Source organism: Prevotella sp. 885 (assembly GCF_002265625.1).
Lineage (GTDB): Bacteria > Bacteroidota > Bacteroidia > Bacteroidales > Bacteroidaceae > Prevotella.
The window spans coordinates 101384-118333 of sequence record NZ_NOVE01000001.1 but is presented as its reverse complement, the minus strand read 5'-3'; the positions used below and the strand labels follow the sequence as shown (position 1 = coordinate 118333).

The 16950-nt window shown below is 51.3% G+C and carries 12 protein-coding genes; 3 read left to right on the top strand and 9 right to left on the bottom strand.

Annotation, left to right across the window (positions count from 1 at the left end):
• Positions 1 to 20: 20 nt before the first annotated feature.
• Positions 21 to 776 carry a 4-hydroxy-tetrahydrodipicolinate reductase gene (gene dapB / locus CHL74_RS00430; protein ID WP_094879155.1) on the bottom strand — a complete coding sequence of 252 codons (756 nt, stop codon included), beginning with the start codon at positions 774 to 776 and terminating at the stop codon, positions 21 to 23.
• A 250-nt stretch (positions 777 to 1026) separates the two neighbouring features.
• Between dapB and CHL74_RS00425 the strand changes: the two genes are divergently transcribed.
• Entirely contained in the window at positions 1027 to 2484 is a 1458-nt protein-coding gene (locus tag CHL74_RS00425; RefSeq protein ID WP_094879154.1) for a lipopolysaccharide biosynthesis protein, read from the top strand.
• Positions 2481 to 3485: a tRNA dihydrouridine synthase DusB gene (dusB, locus tag CHL74_RS00420; protein WP_094879153.1), complete on the top strand. Its 1005-nt coding sequence runs from the start codon at positions 2481 to 2483 to the stop codon at positions 3483 to 3485. Before CHL74_RS00425 ends, dusB begins: the two co-directional genes overlap by 4 nt.
• Positions 3486 to 3657: 172 nt before the next feature.
• On the opposite strand, the gene CHL74_RS00415 is transcribed toward dusB, so the two are convergent.
• Entirely contained in the window at positions 3658 to 4512 is an 855-nt protein-coding gene (locus CHL74_RS00415) for an OmpA family protein (protein WP_094879152.1), read from the bottom strand.
• Between the two features lie 235 nt (positions 4513 to 4747).
• Here CHL74_RS00415 and CHL74_RS00410 point away from each other — a divergent pair, with 235 nt between their 5' ends.
• Complete coding sequence (locus tag CHL74_RS00410; protein ID WP_094879151.1) at positions 4748 to 7003, top strand: GH92 family glycosyl hydrolase; 2256 nt, start codon at positions 4748 to 4750, stop codon at positions 7001 to 7003.
• Positions 7004 to 7118: 115 nt separating this feature from the next.
• Here CHL74_RS00410 and CHL74_RS00405 read toward each other — a convergent pair whose 3' ends face one another.
• The 7 genes from CHL74_RS00405 to rpoN form a co-directional block, all read right to left on the bottom strand.
• Positions 7119 to 7712, bottom strand: a complete 594-nt coding sequence (locus tag CHL74_RS00405; RefSeq protein ID WP_141241183.1) for a hypothetical protein — start codon at positions 7710 to 7712, stop codon at positions 7119 to 7121.
• Positions 7713 to 7916: 204 nt separating this feature from the next.
• The gene (locus CHL74_RS00400) at positions 7917 to 9623 is read right to left on the bottom strand and encodes a phosphoethanolamine transferase (protein WP_094879149.1); all 1707 of its coding nucleotides are present in this window, start codon (positions 9621 to 9623) and stop codon (positions 7917 to 7919) included.
• A 16-nt stretch (positions 9624 to 9639) separates the two neighbouring features.
• Positions 9640 to 10944 (bottom strand): ATP-binding protein, encoded by a 1305-nt coding sequence (locus CHL74_RS00395; RefSeq protein ID WP_094879148.1) that lies wholly within the window; start codon positions 10942 to 10944, stop codon positions 9640 to 9642.
• Positions 10945 to 12236: 1292 nt separating this feature from the next.
• Entirely contained in the window at positions 12237 to 14093 is a 1857-nt protein-coding gene (locus CHL74_RS00385) for a 4-hydroxy-3-methylbut-2-en-1-yl diphosphate synthase (RefSeq protein WP_094879146.1), read from the bottom strand.
• A gap of 81 nt (positions 14094 to 14174) precedes the next feature.
• Positions 14175 to 14681, bottom strand: coding sequence for a 5-(carboxyamino)imidazole ribonucleotide mutase (gene purE / locus CHL74_RS00380; protein ID WP_094879145.1), 507 nt, complete (start codon positions 14679 to 14681; stop codon positions 14175 to 14177).
• A 33-nt stretch (positions 14682 to 14714) separates the two neighbouring features.
• Positions 14715 to 15332: a phosphatase PAP2 family protein gene (locus tag CHL74_RS00375; protein WP_094879144.1), complete on the bottom strand. Its 618-nt coding sequence runs from the start codon at positions 15330 to 15332 to the stop codon at positions 14715 to 14717.
• A 25-nt stretch (positions 15333 to 15357) separates the two neighbouring features.
• Positions 15358 to 16938 (bottom strand): RNA polymerase factor sigma-54, encoded by a 1581-nt coding sequence (gene rpoN, locus CHL74_RS00370; protein WP_094879143.1) that lies wholly within the window; start codon positions 16936 to 16938, stop codon positions 15358 to 15360.
• Positions 16939 to 16950 lie beyond the last annotated feature (12 nt).

Below are 16950 nucleotides of genomic sequence, written 5' to 3'. Positions count from 1 at the left end.
CTTTGATATTGCCTTGAGGCTTAGAACTTGAAGAGGTCGCTTGTGGTAAGCAGACCCTCGTGGTCCTTGGTGTATTCGGCTGCGAGAACGGCTCCAAGGGCGAATCCCTTTCTTGAGTGTGCGTCGTGCGTGATGGTTATGGCGTCAGCGTCCGAGTCGTATACGATGCTGTGGATGCCAGGCACCTCGTCGCGGCGGATACTCTCGATGGGCAGTTCGTCGACAGGAACGTCGTTGGTGCCGGTCACTGTGCCGTCCGCATGGCGCTGCACGCCCTTCACCCATTCCTTCTTGCGGTCGAGGTCGTCAATGATTTCTTCGGCGAGAGTGATGGCTGTACCTGAAGGAGCGTCGAGCTTGTGGATGTGATGAGTCTCTTCCATGCGTACGTCGTACTGCGGGAAGCTGTTCATAATGCGAGCGAGATAACGGTTGACGGCAGAGAAGATTGCCACGCCGATGGAGAAGTTGGAAGCCCAGAAGAGCGTCTTGCCCTCTTCCTTGCACATACGCTTAACGTCGTCGGCATGGTCTTTCATCCATCCCGTCGAACCGCTCACCACCTTCACGCCTGCCTTGAAGGCACGCAGGTAGTTGGCGTAAGCCGCTGTGGGCGAAGTGAACTCTATGGCTACGTCCGCTGAGGCAAACTCAGGAGAGTCGAAGTCCTGCTGGTTATCCACATCTATGATGCAAACTATGTTGTGGCCGCGTTCCTTGCAGATGGTCTCTATCATGTGTCCCATCTTGCCGTAGCCGATAAGTGCTATATTCATTGTCGTTGGTTGTGTTTTTTTATATATCTTGTGTGTTATATATGCGTAATATATACGGGTGTGTGCTTATTTATATATGCGTGTGTGCGCCTATCCTGCAAAGGTAGTGGAAAAAGACGGATTAGCGCCCTTTTGCTGCCACTTTTTACCCAAGTTTAGCATTTCACGTAGCAGCTGGGGCAGTAATGATTAGGATAATTCAATAAAAATAGCTAATTTTGCCCTTCATTTAGGAAATAATCACACACGTATGGAGACATTAAAGGAGAAGACGGCAAGAGGCTTGCTATGGGGCGGTCTGAACAGTGGCGTCCAGCAGGTCGTAGGTTTGGCATTCGGCATCATTCTCGGTCGTCTGCTTGCCCCTTCCGACTATGGCATGATGGCGATGATCAGCATTTTCTCGCTGGTTGCCACGGCATTGCAGGACAGCGGTTTCCGCACTGCGCTCGCCAATCTTCCCGACCCCAAGCCGGAGGACTACAACTCCGTTTTCTGGTTTAACATCATCGTAGCGTCCACGTTGTACGCGGTATTGTTTCTTGCCGCTCCGCTCATCGGCGAATATTATCACACGCCTCGTGTAGTGCCCTTGTGCCGCTATGCTTTCCTAAGCATTATCATAGCATCGTTCGGCACAGCCCAATCGGCTTATCTTTTCAAGAATCTTCGTGCCAAGCAGCAGGCTGCTGCGGGCGGTTTCGCCGTTATCGCGTCGAGCCTTGTGGGTGTGGGTATGGCAGCGATGGGCATGGCATACTGGTCGCTTGCCACGCAGGGCCTCGTGTATGTGTCCATCAATACGCTCCTTCAGTGGCATTTCTCGCCGTGGCGTCCTTCGCTGCGTGGCGTTACGTTCGAACCGGTGAAGCGCATGGCGCGTTTCTCATGCAAGATTCTTGCAACCACCATCATGACCTGCGTCAACAACAATGTGCTGAATATTCTCTTGGGACATTATTTCTCGCCCCGCGATACGGGCTACTACAATCAGGCTTACCAATGGAACACCAAGTGTTTCTCGCTCGTACAGAGCATGGTGGCGCAGGTGGCGCAGCCTGTCCTGGTGAGCCTTGGCAACGAGCCTGGCCGTCAGCTCGACGTATTCCGCAAGATGATGCGTTTCACGTCCTTCGTGACTTTCCCGCTGCTTTTCGGCTTCGGACTTGTGGCGCCGGAGTTCATAGAGTTGGCTCTCGGTGCCAAATGGCTACCTTCCGCCGAGCTTATTCAGATTCTGTGTGTGTCTGGAGCCGCCATGCCATTGGCTACATTGTTCTCCAACATGATTATCTCGAAGGGCCGTTCTGGCACATTCTTCTGGTGTACGTTCTCTCTTGGCGTGGTCCAGATAGGTTTGATGCTGGTTCTCTATCCGCTCGGCATCCACATGATGGTCATAGCATACATGCTCCTCAACACCTTATGGCTGGCAGTATGGCTCTTCTTCGTCCGCCGTCTGACCGGCTACGGCTATCTGATGTTCCTCCGCGACGTCCTGCCTTTCGCCATAGCAGCAACGGGTGTGATGTGGGTGGCTTATATGCTGACAAGACACATAGAGAGCCTCTGGGCGCTCCTCGGCACAAGAGTGGTGATAGCCGCCGTGCTTTATTATGTGGTGATGAAGGTGGCAAGAGTGAAGATTCTCGGAGAGTGTGAGAGGTTTGTAAGAGGAAAATTTAAGAAAAAAACAAAAAAGAAATGAAAATAGGAAACATCGAATTTGGTCCGCATCCTCTCTTCCTTGCTCCTATGGAAGACGTTACGGACATTGGCTTTCGCCATCTTTGCAAGCGTTATGGCGCGGCGATGGTCTACACTGAGTTTGTGAGCGCCGAGGCTCTTGTGCGCTCCGTCAACGCCACGCTGCGCAAGCTTGCCATCAGCGACGAGGAGCGTCCTGTGGGCATACAGATTTACGGTCGCGACGTCGACTCGATGGTGGAGGCGGCTCGCATCGTGGAGCAGGCAAAGCCTGACGTTATAGACATCAACTTCGGTTGTCCGGTGAAGAAAGTGGCTGGTAAGGGAGCCGGTGCCGGTATGCTTCAGAACATCCCTCTGCTGCTTGAGATAACCCGTGAGGTGGTAAAGGCGGTGAAGACGCCGGTGACGGTGAAGACCCGCTTGGGTTGGAACTCGGAGCAACTGGTTATCTGCGACCTCGCCGAGGCGCTGCAGGACTGTGGCATTCAGGCTCTTACCATCCACGGTCGCACCCGTGCCCAGATGTATACCGGCGATGCCGACTGGACTCTTATCGGCGAGGTGAAGAACAATCCCCGCATCCACATTCCCATTATCGGCAATGGTGACATCTGCACGCCGGAGCAGGCAAAGAACGCTTTCGACCGCTACGGTGTTGACGCAGTGATGGTAGGCAGAGCCACGTTCGGTCGTCCCTGGATATTCAAGGAGATGACGGACTATCTGGAGGGCCGTCCCGAGGACCCGTCGCTGACCATCGACCACAAGATTGACATTCTCCTTGAGCAGTTGCGCATCAACGTGGAGCGCATCGACGAGTATCGTGGCATCCTACACACCCGCCGCCACATCGCCGCTTCGCCCATCTTCAAGGGCATCCCCGACTTCCGCCAGACCCGCATAGCCATGCTAAGAGCCGATACGGTGGAGGAGCTGACGTCCATTATGGAGGAGGTGAGAAAGAGGCTGAAGGATATGGAGGCCGAGAAGGAAGGATAAGAGGCGCTGCTGAGAGGAGGCTCTGCCAAAAGAAAGCCTGCAGAAAAAAAGTGTGCCCAGCTTAAGCTCCGTCAGGGGCTTAGGCTGGGCACATTATGTTTAGGGGGCTAGGCGTTCTAGAGATTCTAGAAGGGCTAGAGACTCTAGAATGCCTAGAAAAGCTAGAGAGCTCTTACTCGTTTTCAGGAGCCTTGTCGAGGAGGTCCATAAACTGGTCGAGCTTCGGAGTGATGATGATCTGGGTGCGGCGGTTGCGCTGCTTGCCCACCTCTGTAGAGTTGGTTGTTACAGGGTTATACTCGCCACGACCACCTGCTGTGAGACGCTTCGGGTCTACACCGTACTGGTTCTGGAGAGCCTGAACCACGCTGGAAGCACGCAGAGCTGAGAGGTCCCAGTTGTTGCGGATGTTCTTCATAGAGGCAGCGCTTGTGTTTACAGGCACGTTGTCGGTATTACCCTCAATGAGAACCTCATAGTCCTTGTAGTCAGTGATGATCTTGGCAATCTTGCTCAGAGTCTCGGCAGCACGCTCGTTGATCTCGTAAGAGCCGCTCTTGTAGAGCATGTTGTCAGCAAGCGAGATGTAGACAACACCCTTGAGAACCTGAACGTCCACTTCCTTCATCTCCTCCTTGCTCAGAGAGCGTGTGAGGTTGTTGGTGAGCACCATGTTCAGAGAGTCGCTCTTCGACTTCACCTCTACAAGGTGACGGATGTACTGGTTCGACTCGTTGATCTGGTCGACGAGCTTCGAAATGTTTACGTTATTGGCGCTGGCGTTGGTCAGACTCTTGTCGAGCGAACCCTGCAGCGAAGCGTAAGCCTGCTTAGCCTGAGCGAGCTGCTCCTCAAGAGAAGCCACACGAGCCTTGGAAGCTGCGAGCTGCTCCTTGGCGTCCTGATAGTTGCCGGTCAACTCTCTGTTCTCAAGGCGACAGTTGTCGAGATCCTTCTTGCTGGCGCAGCTTGTGAATGTCAGCAAGCCAGCCATCATTGCGATTGCAAATACGTTTCCTTTTTTCATATCTTTCGTTTTTTTGTTGTTATATCTATTTTAATTTAAGCTATAGAGTTAGCACTTTAACACAAAACAGTGCTGCAAAGTTAGCATTTTAAGTTGTAGCCTCATCTACAATAACGAAGTATTAGGCAAAATGTTGAATCACTTTAATTTATTTTAACTCGACATTTGCATATCTCAGCTATAATTTTTATTTTTGCAACTAAATAAGCATATCTACTATTACACAATTTATCTTATGAATAAGCTAAGACATATCTTCCTCGCCGCCGCTTTTATGTCCGTACTCGGCGCCGGGGCAAAGGACAATGTCGACTATGTCGACCCCTTTATCGGAACCACCAATTTCTCCATCTGCAATCCTGGTGCCATCATGCCGCACGGTCTGATGTCCGTCGTGCCGTTCAATGTTATGGGCTCTGACCTCAACCAGGACGACAAGGACAAGCGCTGGTGGTCGGCGGTATACGAATATAACAACAAGTATTTCACCGGTTTCGCTCACGTCACGCTCAGCGGCGTAGGCTGTCCTGAGATGGGCACGCTGCTCACCATGCCCACAATGGGCGAGCTGAACGTCGACTATCGTTCGTACGGATCTGAATATAAGGACGAGACCGCACGACCCGGATATTACAGCACCATCCTCACCAAGTACGGCATCCGCACAGAGGTGACTGCCACAACACGCTCTTCCATCGAGCGCTACACCTTCCCAAAGGGCAAGGGCAACCTGCTCTTCAATCTTGGCAACGGCCTTACCAACGAGGTGGGAGCATCATTGCGCCGCGTCAGCGACACGGAGTTTGAGGGCACTCGTATGCTCGGCACGTTCTGCTACAACCCGCAGGCTGTCTTCCCGATGTACTTCGTGGTACGCGTAAACAAGAAACCGGCTGCATACGGTATGTGGAAGAAGCAGCCCGACTTCGGCAACGCGCAGAAGCAGTGGGACGAATATCAGGGCAAGTATAAGCTCTATCCCGGCTACGGACGCGACATGGCTGGCAACGACATCGGCTACTATATGACCTACGACTGTGAGGAAGGCGAACAGGTGGAGGTGCAGGTAGGCGTGAGCTTCGTGTCCATAGCCAACGCTCGCGAAAACCTTGACAAGGAGCAGAAGGGTTTCAACTTCGACGCTACTGCCAAGGAGGCTCACGACCAGTGGGCAAGCACACTCGACAAGGTAACCGTGGAGGGCGGCACCGAGGAGCAGCGCCGCGTGTTCTATACGGCTCTCTATCACTCGCAGATTCATCCCACCATCCTTCAGGACGTAAACGGCGAATATCCTAAGATGGAATCGTCTGAGAACGGCAAGACAAGCGGCAACCGCTACACCGTATTCTCTCTCTGGGACACTTACCGCAACCTCTCGCAGCTCGAGACATTGCTCTATCCTGACCGTCAGGTGGAGATGATCAACTCAATGATTGACATGTATCGTGAGTGGGGATGGATGCCGAAATGGGAGCTTTTCTCTCGCGAGACATGGACAATGGAGGGCGACCCTGCCATCCCTTATATAGCTGACGCTTATATGCGTGGTCTGCGCGGATTCGACATCGAGACGGCTTACAAGGCGTTCCGCACATCTGCCACATTGCCGGGCAAGGAAAACCGCATGCGTCCCGACATCGACCCGTACGTCAGCAAGGGATACGTACCCCTCGGCTTCTATGCTGCCGACATGTCTGGCGACAATTCCGTGTCGCACGCTCTGGAATATTATCTCGCTGACAACGCCCTCTCTATCCTTGCTGGCGAACTCGGACACAAGAGCGACGCCAAGCTATTCCGTCAGCGCTCGCTCGGCTACCGCCACTACTACTCAAAGGAGAGCGGCACGCTGCGTCCCATCAACATGGACGGATCGTTCCTCACTCCCTTCAATCCTGAGGCTGGCGCCAACTTCGAGAACTGTCCAGGCTTCCACGAAGGCTCGGCATGGAACTATACGTTCTATGTGCCCCACGACGTAACCGGACTTGCCAAGCTGATGGGCGGTCAGAAGAAGTTCGTGGATAAGCTGCAGATGGTGTTCGACAAGGGTCTGTACGACCCTGCCAACGAGCCTGACATCGCTTACCCCTACCTCTTCTCTTACTTCAAGGGTGAGGAATGGCGCACGCAGAAGACCGTCAGCGACCTTCTCAAGAAGTATTACACAGACAAGCCGGACGGCATTCCCGGCAACGAGGACACCGGCACAATGTCGTCATGGGCAATCTTCTCTATGATGGGTCTCTATCCGGACAACCCCGGTTCGCCTTACTATACGCTCACCACACCGGTGTTCGACAAGGTGACGCTCCATCTCGACCCGCGCTTCTATCCTAACGGTGACATAACCATCACCACAGACCGCAAGTCGGCTGATCAGACTTACATCAAGGAGATGACCATCGGAGGCAAGAAGCTCTCTTCTTTCCGCATCTCACACAAGCAGCTCGTGGAGGGCAAGAACCTAGAAATGAAGCTCAAGTAGGCTCAGAATAGGCTAAAAAACATATAACGGAGCTACAAGTCAGGAGTTTTTTCTTAAAGGAAAAGCTTCAGACTTGTAGCTCCGTTTTTTTGTGAGGTAAAGCAGCGATTTGGGTTTAGAATCTGAAGTTAAAGCCGAGGCCTAATGCTTTTCTGTTTGTCATATTGTCGTTGAGCATGTTGATGTTGGCATAGACAGCGGAATTCTTGCCTTTGGTGATATTGAATTGCATGAGTGGAGTGGAGGTGTTGGCCGAAAGAGCCATTTTCTTTTGATGATGGGCTGCTACAAGGAAAGATGTGGTCCATGCCACACTAGCTACGAAGAATGCCGCTGCTCCTATGGCGAAATAATAATTAATTTCCGTAGGATCTAATGCATAGAAGTAAGCAGTACCAAGTAAGCAAAATGCACTGGCTACAAAAAATACGCTTCCGCCTATCCAAGCCGTCCACTTCATTATTTTTGCTTTCCTCAACCTTTTAGCTGAAGAGCCTTTGTCAATACTTTTTAGCAACTCAGCATCTGATAATAGGCTGTCGTTATGTTGCTGAAAAGTTAAACTCTCGCACATAGTTTCAGAGCCAAAGTTTTCCAATACCGTTGAAGTAGTGGTTGTGCTGTCGTCATTGGCGATAGCGTCTTGTGCGTTGACGGCAAGTGAGCACATCATGACTGCCATCAGCAAAAATAATCGTAGAGTATTCATTTCTTTTCTGTTGTTATGCCAGCATATAATCTGGCATGAGTTATACAGAAGCAAATTTAGAGAATTTTCTTTAGTTGGCAAACAGAATTTTGCAACAAAAATTGAAGGATTTGGGTTAAATTACAGCAGACAAGGCTAACATAGGAGGCTATCTCATTTATGCATCTCAGCAATAAACTGCATTTACCACATCCCTCTCTTCTCTCAATCATACACCCTTCCCACCTGCAGTATACGCTGCTTCTGCGGGCGATACGCGTCATTTATGACGCTGCGTGCCGGCCTGTAGTAAGATGTGCGGACCCCGAGCAAATCGAATATCACTTGCGAGAGATTGTCCGTCATGAAGGGACGGTCGAGGGAGCGTTTAATCCTCTCCACCTGCTGCGGATGAGTGGCGGCATAGCGCGGCGAGACGTATATCATGAAGGGGATGTCGAGCTGCGAATGCAGGGCACGAGGAACGTCCGTCTTAAGGTCGGTGCGACCCTGCTGCAGACGAAAGTCATACACCTCCTCGCCGTGGTCGGAGAAATAGAGCACGACGGCATTGCGGTCCGAGAACATGCGGATGATGCTGTCCACCACGTAGTCGTTGTAAAGCGTGGCGTTCAGATAGTCTGCCACCACGCCACGCTGCTCGTCGCTGAGCCTCAACTTGCTCTTCACGCTCCTCACACCGAACTTGGCGAAGTCAGCCGGATGGCGCTCGCCGTAAGCGGCATGCTGTCCGTAAAGATGGAAGATTATGAAGTTGCGCTTTGGAGCCTCTATGTCGTGGCGGTTGGCACGATAGGCATCGACGAGCTGCATGTCATACTTGTAAGTGCACGTGTTGTGATGGTCGAAGAGATAAGGACCGATGCCCGGAGCGTTGAAGAATCCCATCGAAGCATTAAACTCCTTGTCCATCTCCATACCAGCATACTGATTGCTGTAGAACACCACGTTATATCCGCAGCGACGGAGCAGGAAGGGGAAGAGTGGGGCGTCGCACCAGCTGCGGCCGTCGCCGACAGCCACGGGAGAGAGAAACTGCTTGAAGTTCTGCGTGGTGCCGTTGTCCGACGCCACCACATCGTTGAACAGAAAGAGGCTGCCCTGCTTACTGAGAGCCTTCAGCCGCGGGTTGGTGTTGTACTTGCCGTCGTAGAGATTGCTCATGTGCCGATTGAACGATTCGCCTACTATCATCACGAAGTCAGCCTCGCGCTCGCTGCACCACACTTTCTCCTTATAAGCCTGCAGCGACCGTGCGCAACGCGCAAACTCGTCGCGGAAGCCCGCGTATGTTAGCGCTGACTGCCAGATGTTCCACATGGCATTACGCTTTATCGGCGAACGGTATTTAGCCACGCGGTCGTAGTTGGCTTGAACGTCAGGACCGAAGAATACTGTCTGCCCGATCATCACCACGCCTGTGAAGCCAGCTGCCACAGCCCACAACCTACGCTTCGGAAAGAGACGCCAGCCTTTCACACGGCGCCCCACCATAACCTCCGCCACGAACAGCGCCACGTATACCGCGAGGATAACGAGAGTGGGGAGCGAGAGGACGTAGGAAGAAACGAACTCGGAGCTTTCGCGTCTGTTGGTCTCGCAGAGGAACTGCCAGGAATAGGCATCCCAATGACGGTTAAACATTACAAGCATAAACACATTGCTGAGGCTATATGCAGCCATGACAGCCTGCAACGCCACATGCAATGCCCGCTCCGTCCTTCGTCCCGTCAGCGAAGCCAAGCCGCAGAGCAGCCAAGCGAAAACGCCATAGAAGAGAATATTAAAAACTATAGCCACCGGCGCATCCCACCACGTCTTGGTGTTGAGCATCAGCAGCTCGGGCAGCATCAGCAGCACAATGTAAGTGCCCCAAACCGCCGGATTTATCTTATTGGAAGTAAAGTTCATATCAGACTAATGTAAATCAGTTATGATTTTCAGGAAACGTCCACTTAACCGCCCATAGAGGCACATTTGTCATCCATTCCTGCTCACGATACCCTGACATTGAGAAACGTAGACCATGCAAACCTGGGTTATCCGTAATAAACTGACGTAAGGATTTTGCCCTAAGATTCTCTTCTGCCTTCACCTCTACGGGTATTACTTCATTGTCATGCTGCACAACAAAGTCGATCTCCATCGTGGAATTTTCATTGCTGTAATAGTAGACAAATGTACGTGGAACAGACTTCAGCTGCTGCAACACATAGTTTTCCGTGAAAGCTCCTTTATATTCCTCGAAAACATTGTTACCGATAAGAATCTGTTGCGGTGGTGTCTCTGATAATGCTCCTAACAATCCACAGTCAAGTAAAAACAGCTTGAAAGCGGACATATCCTCATAGAACTTAAGCGGTATGGAGGGCTTGTTTATACGATATACCTTATGTACGAGTCCTGAATCGACGAGCCATTGTATTGCTATCTCAAAATCATTGGCACGAGCACCCTTTTTAAGGGCGCCGTATATGAATTTCTTGTTATCACGCGCAAGTTGTGATGGAATGGAATTCCACACCATGTTTATACGTTGTACTTGCTGTAGCGGCGCATGTTTGGACATATCATTCCGGTAAGCCTCAATTATTTTTGTATGTATTGAGCGCACTTCCCATATATCACCACGGTCAATATATGCCTTGACAGCCTCCGGCATACCACCTACAAAATAGTACTGGCGTAGCAGCTCTGTCAGCATCTGCTGCAATGACGAAAGACTTGACCAATCATTCTCGCGTAGCAGCTCCACAAGTTGAGACTTACCCATCGCTATGAGATATTCCTCGAAATCCATAGGATACATATATAGCATATCCACTTTTCCTACGGGGAACGACGTTCCCTCATGCAGTGTTATTCCGAGCAATGAACCTGCAACAGCAATATGGTATTCAGGAGCTTTCTCACAGAAATACTTCAATGAGGAAAGACCGCGATTTATCTCCTGTATCTCATCAAGAATTATTAGCGTAGAAGATGGCTTTATTGAAATACCGGATATGGCACTGAGAGTGCGGATAATACGCTTTATGTCGTAGTCAGAAAACATATCCTTCATATCGTCATTATCGTCACAGTTGATATATACAACATCATCATACTCTCTTTTCCCGAATTCCTTAAGTATATAAGTCTTTCCTACCTGACGTGCACCCTGTAATATCAGTGGTTTACGGTTAGGCGAATCCTTCCAAGACTTCAGACTTTTATAGATATGTCGTTCCATTGTTGTTATATTAATGATTTATAGATACTTACAATGCAAAAGTACACTTTTCTTGGGGAACTTACAAGCAAACAATACACTTTTCTAGGGGAACTTTTAAGCAAATACAACACTTTTCTAGGGGAACTTACAAGCAGCACCCCTATAGAAGTAACCACTCAGCACACGTATTCATGTCAAAAACGTCTTCATATCCACCATGCAAATATCGTACAAAGAGTAAAAACATGTTACAAAATAAAAATTGATTATAGAGATTTAGATTGCTGTTTTTACGATGTTTTGCTGTGCAAACGGCACCCATGCTTAACAATAGAGCCTCTTTTACACTCCAATAGTGCCACTATTAGATAGTAAAAGTGGCACTATTGCATGATAAAAGTGCCACTATTGGAGTGTAAAAGTGGCGCTATTGCAGCAAAAAACGGCTCGTTTGTGAGTCTGATTTCATAACGCTTCGTCAGAAAACCGCATAACATGCTGTGTATAAGCATATTGGCTCCAAACGCTCAAAACTCAAGAATTTCGCACCAAAGATTTTGTTGTGCGCTGAACTGGCAGTATTGAGCGTTAGAAATGCAAATATTGTGTCGGACGGCAAGGCGTCCGAATTAGGAGTTCTTGCTTAGGCAAGCGGCAGAGCCGAGCGGTGAATTTTGAATTAGGAATTATTCTCGGCTTCGCCTGCGATTATGAATTATTCTGTTGTGAATTACAGCCTCCTATGTTAGTTACGGCAAGCTCATGTATAATCTCACCGATAAACTGCAATTTACAGCTGCAAAGGCAAACATAGGAGGCTATGGCGTCTCGCCGTAGCCACGCAGCCTCCCATAGGAGAACATCAATCAGAGCCGTGTAATACGTAACTTTGTACTGCGCCGTGTCCCGAGGGGACACGTATTCATCAGAAACCCACTGCAAGCTCCGAAGGAGCGCAGCTGTGGGATAAACAATCCTCTCCACCCTAACTTGGTTCCGCGAAGCGGGACTGACTATCATCCTCAACATCATACGGGATGCGTCAGTCCCCCTTCGGGGAACTATATGGGGTGGGAGTATCTCATGTCCCCACAGCTGCGCTGCTTCGCAGCTTGCAGTGGGTTTCATGATATAGGTCCCGCTCCGCGGAACCCGCAGCTTATTGTAATTCACAAGCAGACAATATATAAACAGAAAAAGGCTTTATGTCAGGTCAGCGAGAAACTTGTTCGCGCAAGACCTAACATAAAGCCTTTTACTTAACTGAACTTTCACAAGTTCAGTACTTAATTGAATAATTCAAAAAAACTCTATTTCTTCTTTCTGTCCTCCTCGATGAAGCGCAGGAGGTGTTCCACTGCCTCACTCTCGGGGATGGCTTTCTCTATGCAGGTTTTCTGCTTGTAGAGCGAAATCTTGCCGGGACCGGCACCTACATAACCGTAGTCGGCGTCAGCCATTTCGCCAGGTCCGTTAACAATGCAACCCATGATGCCTATCTTCAGACCCTTCATGTGGGCAGTCGCTGCCTTTATCTTGGCGATGGTGGAGCGGAGGTCGTAGAGCGTGCGACCGCAACCGGGACATGAGATATACTCCGTCTTGGAGGTGCGGAGTCGGGCAGCCTGAAGGATGGCGAAAGAGGTGTCGGCGATGTCGCGGACGGTGATGTCGCCGTCGTTCATTAGCCAGATGCCGTCCGTCAGTCCGTCTATCATCAGCGCACCCATGTCGGCGGCTGCCTCAAGCTGGAAGTCGGCTTTCTCTGCGGCGCTGTGACGATACATCTGGGCGAAGACAACAGGATTGAAGAGGCCGTTGGTCCACAACTCATGGGTCAGCGCACGCTGTTCGCCGAGACGGTTCTGCTGATTGCTGACTGCCACTACCACCACTTCAGGATGGGCCTTGAGGCAGGCGAGATATTCCTCAGAGGGTGCTCCGAGCTGAAGCACGAGGAACTTGACGTCAGCCTTAACGCTGCCGATGAACGGTGTGGCGTTGTATGGGAAGATGGGGAAGGTGTCAGGCTCGCCCTTGTAGGCGTTGAAGTCTACGATGTATTTCTGTCCCTCGCGGCGGTCTGCGGGCAGAGAAGCTCCGCAATAGATGTAGTCGGGAGTGGTGTCAGGGCTGAACTCCACGTCATCGGCGTTCTCGTCCTTGCCGTAGGAAGCAATAACGACGGGGACATTGCTGCCTCCGATGCCACCTGCGGCACGTGTCTTACGACGTTCCGGACGGAGCCAGTCGAACTCAGCCGACTCTGTAGCGGGCACCATGAGATGTCCTTCGCGCTTCGTGATATAGTCGACGAGATGCTTTGCCACCGGAATCTCTGCCTCCGGCTCCTCGCTGAGGCTCACGCGGATGGTGTCGCCGATGCCGTCAGCAAGCAATGCTCCGATGCCCACGGCGCTCTTTATGCGACCGTCCTCGCCTTCTCCAGCTTCGGTTACGCCAAGATGGAGCGGATAATGCATGTCCGCCTTGTCCATCTCGCTGACGAGCAGACGCACGGTGCGAACCATTATGACCGTATTGGAAGCCTTGATGGAGATAACCACATTGTCGAACTGCTCCTTCTTGCAGATACGCAGAAACTCCATGCAGCTCTCAACGATGCCCTCCGGCGTGTCGCCATAGCGCGACATGATTCGGTCTGAGAGCGAACCATGATTAACGCCGATGCGCACGGCGGTGTGGTGCTCGCGGCAGATATTGAGGAACGGCACGAAGCGGTCCTCAAGCTTCTTGAGTTCCTCGGCATACTCCTCGTCCGTATATTCTATCTTCTTGAAGACACGGGCAGGGTCGACATAGTTGCCGGGATTGATGCGGACCTTCTCAGCGTACAAGGCTGCTACGTCGGCGACGTTGGCATTGAAGTGAACGTCAGCAACAAGCGGAGTCAGATAACCGTCGGCACGGAGTCCGGCGTTGATGTTCTTGAGGTTCTCTGCCTCGCGACGTCCCTGCGTGGTGAGGCGAACCAGCTCGCCTCCAGCTTTGATGATGCGCTCAGCCTGCGCCACACATGCCTCCGTATCGTTGGTATTGGTGGTGGTCATCGACTGTACGCGTATAGGCGAATCGCCACCAATCTGAATGCTGCCAACCTTGACGGGAGACGACTGACGACGGCGATAATTAAAGAGATCAACCATAATGATGAAATAAAAAAAATAGGAATTAGGAATTACGAATCAAGACCAACTCCTAATTCGTAATTCCTAACTCCTAATGGTTTAGTTTACTTTATACTCGAACTTCACTTCTGCCAGCTCCTTGTTGGCATTCTCAATCTTCTTGCCCAGTCCTGCCTTATATTCAGCCATCTTTGCGGCTACATTCTCGTCGCAGAGGGCTATCATCTCGCATGCGAGGATGGCAGCGTTCATGGCGCCGTTGACGCCTACCGTGGCAACGGGGATTCCCGGGGGCATCTGAATGATGGACAACATGGCGTCCAGTCCGTCAAGCATACCCTTGATGGGCACTCCGATGACGGGCAACGTGGTGCTGGCAGCTATTACTCCCGGCAGAGCGGCAGCCATTCCTGCTGCGGCGATGATGACTTTGACGCCGCGATCCTTAGCGCCTTTTGCGAAACTTTCCACTGCGTCCGGTGTGCGATGTGCAGAGAGAGCGTTAACTTCAAAAGGAATCTGCATGTCGTTCAAGAACTTGCATGCCTTTTCCATGACGGGCAGGTCTGATGTGCTGCCCATAATGATGCTGACTAATGGTGACATTGTTATGTTTATTTAGATGTTATGTTTATGCTTTTACAATCTCAATATTATGGTGTATGCCGTAACTGTGCCGAGCAGGAAGCCGTAACATACCTGACGGAGAGAATGCTGGCGCAGAATCATTCGGCTGGAACCAACCATTCCTGCAAGGATAAGCACCACGCTGAACCATCCCAAGGGATTGAATCCGAAGATGATGGAGAACGCAAGCAGCGCTCCTGCCACGCCTCCGATGGCTGCGGTGTGTGTGGATATCTTCCACCAGATATTTATCATGGCACAGAGAATCTGGATGACCAGCGCCGCTATGAGAATGTTGCTCATAAAGTGCGGGATGTTTATCTTATGCATCACATAATAGCACACGAAGTAGCACATTATGGAGATAAGATAAGGTACGACGCGACGCTCCTTCTTGCCCAGCTCGATGAGCGTCCAACCGTGGTAATGACGATAGAAATGGATGAGCAGAGAGGGCATGAGGATGGTGAAGGCGTAGACAAGAAGCAGAACGGTGAGCTTGTATGCCCACGGCATCAGACTGAGATAGCTGAACGTGAAGAGGGCTATCAGTCCGACGAGCGACAGATAGAATGGCGTGAATGCCATGCTCAGTATTCGCGCTGCGAGGATAATGTTCTTTTCTTTCATGCTTAAATATATTGTGCTAAAGACTTTAGTCTTTCCTCAGTCGGGCTATCGGCAGTCCGAGTTGCTCGCGGTATTTTGCCACGGTGCGTCGGGCGATGGGATAGCCGAGCTTTGCCAGTTGCTTGGTAAGGGCGTCGTCGCTAAGCGGCTTCTTCTTGTCCTCCTTGCTGATAAGGTCCTTAAGGGCAAGCTTTATCTTTCTGGTGGACAGCTCTTCTCCGTCGCCTGTGGTGTAGCCGTCTGAGAAGAAGAAGCGCAGCGGGAAGGTGCCCCAGTTGGTTTGGGCGTACTTCACGTTGCTGACACGCGATATGGTACTGATATCCAGTCCCGTGCGATCAGCGATGTTCTTCAGAATCATCGGTTTGAGATCTGCCTCATCGCCGTCCTGGAAGAACTTCTTCTGCCAGTCGATGATGGCACGCATCGTCACGGAGAGCGTGTGGCGGCGCTGCTTTATGGCATCGATATATCCCTTCGCCCTTTCCACCTTCTCCTTGGCGTAGAGCAGGGCTTCCTTATCGCGCTTCGACATTGACGACCTGTTGTTGCGATAGGTCTCCATCATCTCCGTGAACGACGGCGAAACCTTCAGTTCGGGGATATTGCCGCCATTAAGCGTGAACGTGACGTTGCCGTCATCGTCGGTGTCGATGATGAAGTCGGGGGTAATCTGTTGTATGTTGCGGCCTTCGGTCTCGCCAAGCGAGGCTCCCGGCTTGGGGTTGAGGCGACGAATCTCGTCAATCACGCGCTTCGCAGTGTACGAATCGGTGTTGAGAGCGGTCTTTATACGGTCGAAGTGTTTCTTCGTGAAATCGTCGAAGAGCGTTGTCACCACCTTCTTCATGAGCGGCTTCAGCTCGTCGTCGTTGCGTCTGTCAATCTGGAGCAGCAGACACTCCTGCAAGGTGTGTGCTCCGATTCCGGCAGGATCGAAGGTCTGAAGGATTCCGACAATGCGTTCGACATCAGCTGTGGTGCAGTCGATGCCGTGATAGATGGCAAGTTCATCGCTTATAGACTCGCTGTCCTTGCGCAACAGTCCGTCGCTGTCAAGCGAACCAATGACGTACTCCATGATGTCGCGGTCGGTCTCTGTCAGCTCCAACTCACCCATCTGCTCCTTCAGGCGGTCGTAGAACGACGTGGTATTGCCATAGACCATCTCCTCATAGTCGGCAGACTCGTTGTTGCCGCCGTACTGGTAAGAGGCTGTCGGCATGTCGTCGTCGCCCTCTCCGATTCTCTCAAGGGCGGCATTCAGCGCCGACTCGCGTTCTTCGCGTTCGTTCTGTCGGTCGAATTCGTCACTGACGATGTCTGTACCATTGTCGTCATCGCCGTCGCGTCCTTCCGCCTTGCTGTCTGTGGAGCCATAGTCGTCGCGACTTCTGTCGTCAGTATCCCTGTCATGGGGATTATCGAGAGCGTCTTCCGTAGACGATACCTCCAAAGCGGGATTGTCGTCGAGTTCGGCATTGACATTCTCTTCCAACTCTGTCAGGGGCATCTCAAGCAGATGAACCTGCAGCATCTGCTGTTGTGAGAGACGCTGTACCTGCTGGAGTTTCTGTTCTTGTGTCTGGATGAATCTTTGTTCCATCTTAAGCGAGTT

Coding starts and splice junctions, on each gene's coding strand:
- dapB (WP_094879155.1), bottom strand. CDS start 776: ATGAATATAGCACTTATCGGCTACGGCAAGATGGGACACATGATAGAG.
- CHL74_RS00425 (WP_094879154.1), top strand. CDS start 1,027: ATGGAGACATTAAAGGAGAAGACGGCAAGAGGCTTGCTATGGGGCGGT.
- dusB (WP_094879153.1), top strand. CDS start 2,481: ATGAAAATAGGAAACATCGAATTTGGTCCGCATCCTCTCTTCCTTGCT.
- CHL74_RS00415 (WP_094879152.1), bottom strand. CDS start 4,512: ATGAAAAAAGGAAACGTATTTGCAATCGCAATGATGGCTGGCTTGCTG.
- CHL74_RS00410 (WP_094879151.1), top strand. CDS start 4,748: ATGAATAAGCTAAGACATATCTTCCTCGCCGCCGCTTTTATGTCCGTA.
- CHL74_RS00405 (WP_141241183.1), bottom strand. CDS start 7,712: ATGAATACTCTACGATTATTTTTGCTGATGGCAGTCATGATGTGCTCA.
- CHL74_RS00400 (WP_094879149.1), bottom strand. CDS start 9,623: ATGAACTTTACTTCCAATAAGATAAATCCGGCGGTTTGGGGCACTTAC.
- CHL74_RS00395 (WP_094879148.1), bottom strand. CDS start 10,944: ATGGAACGACATATCTATAAAAGTCTGAAGTCTTGGAAGGATTCGCCT.
- CHL74_RS00385 (WP_094879146.1), bottom strand. CDS start 14,093: ATGGTTGATCTCTTTAATTATCGCCGTCGTCAGTCGTCTCCCGTCAAG.
- purE (WP_094879145.1), bottom strand. CDS start 14,681: ATGTCACCATTAGTCAGCATCATTATGGGCAGCACATCAGACCTGCCC.
- CHL74_RS00375 (WP_094879144.1), bottom strand. CDS start 15,332: ATGAAAGAAAAGAACATTATCCTCGCAGCGCGAATACTGAGCATGGCA.
- rpoN (WP_094879143.1), bottom strand. CDS start 16,938: ATGGAACAAAGATTCATCCAGACACAAGAACAGAAACTCCAGCAGGTA.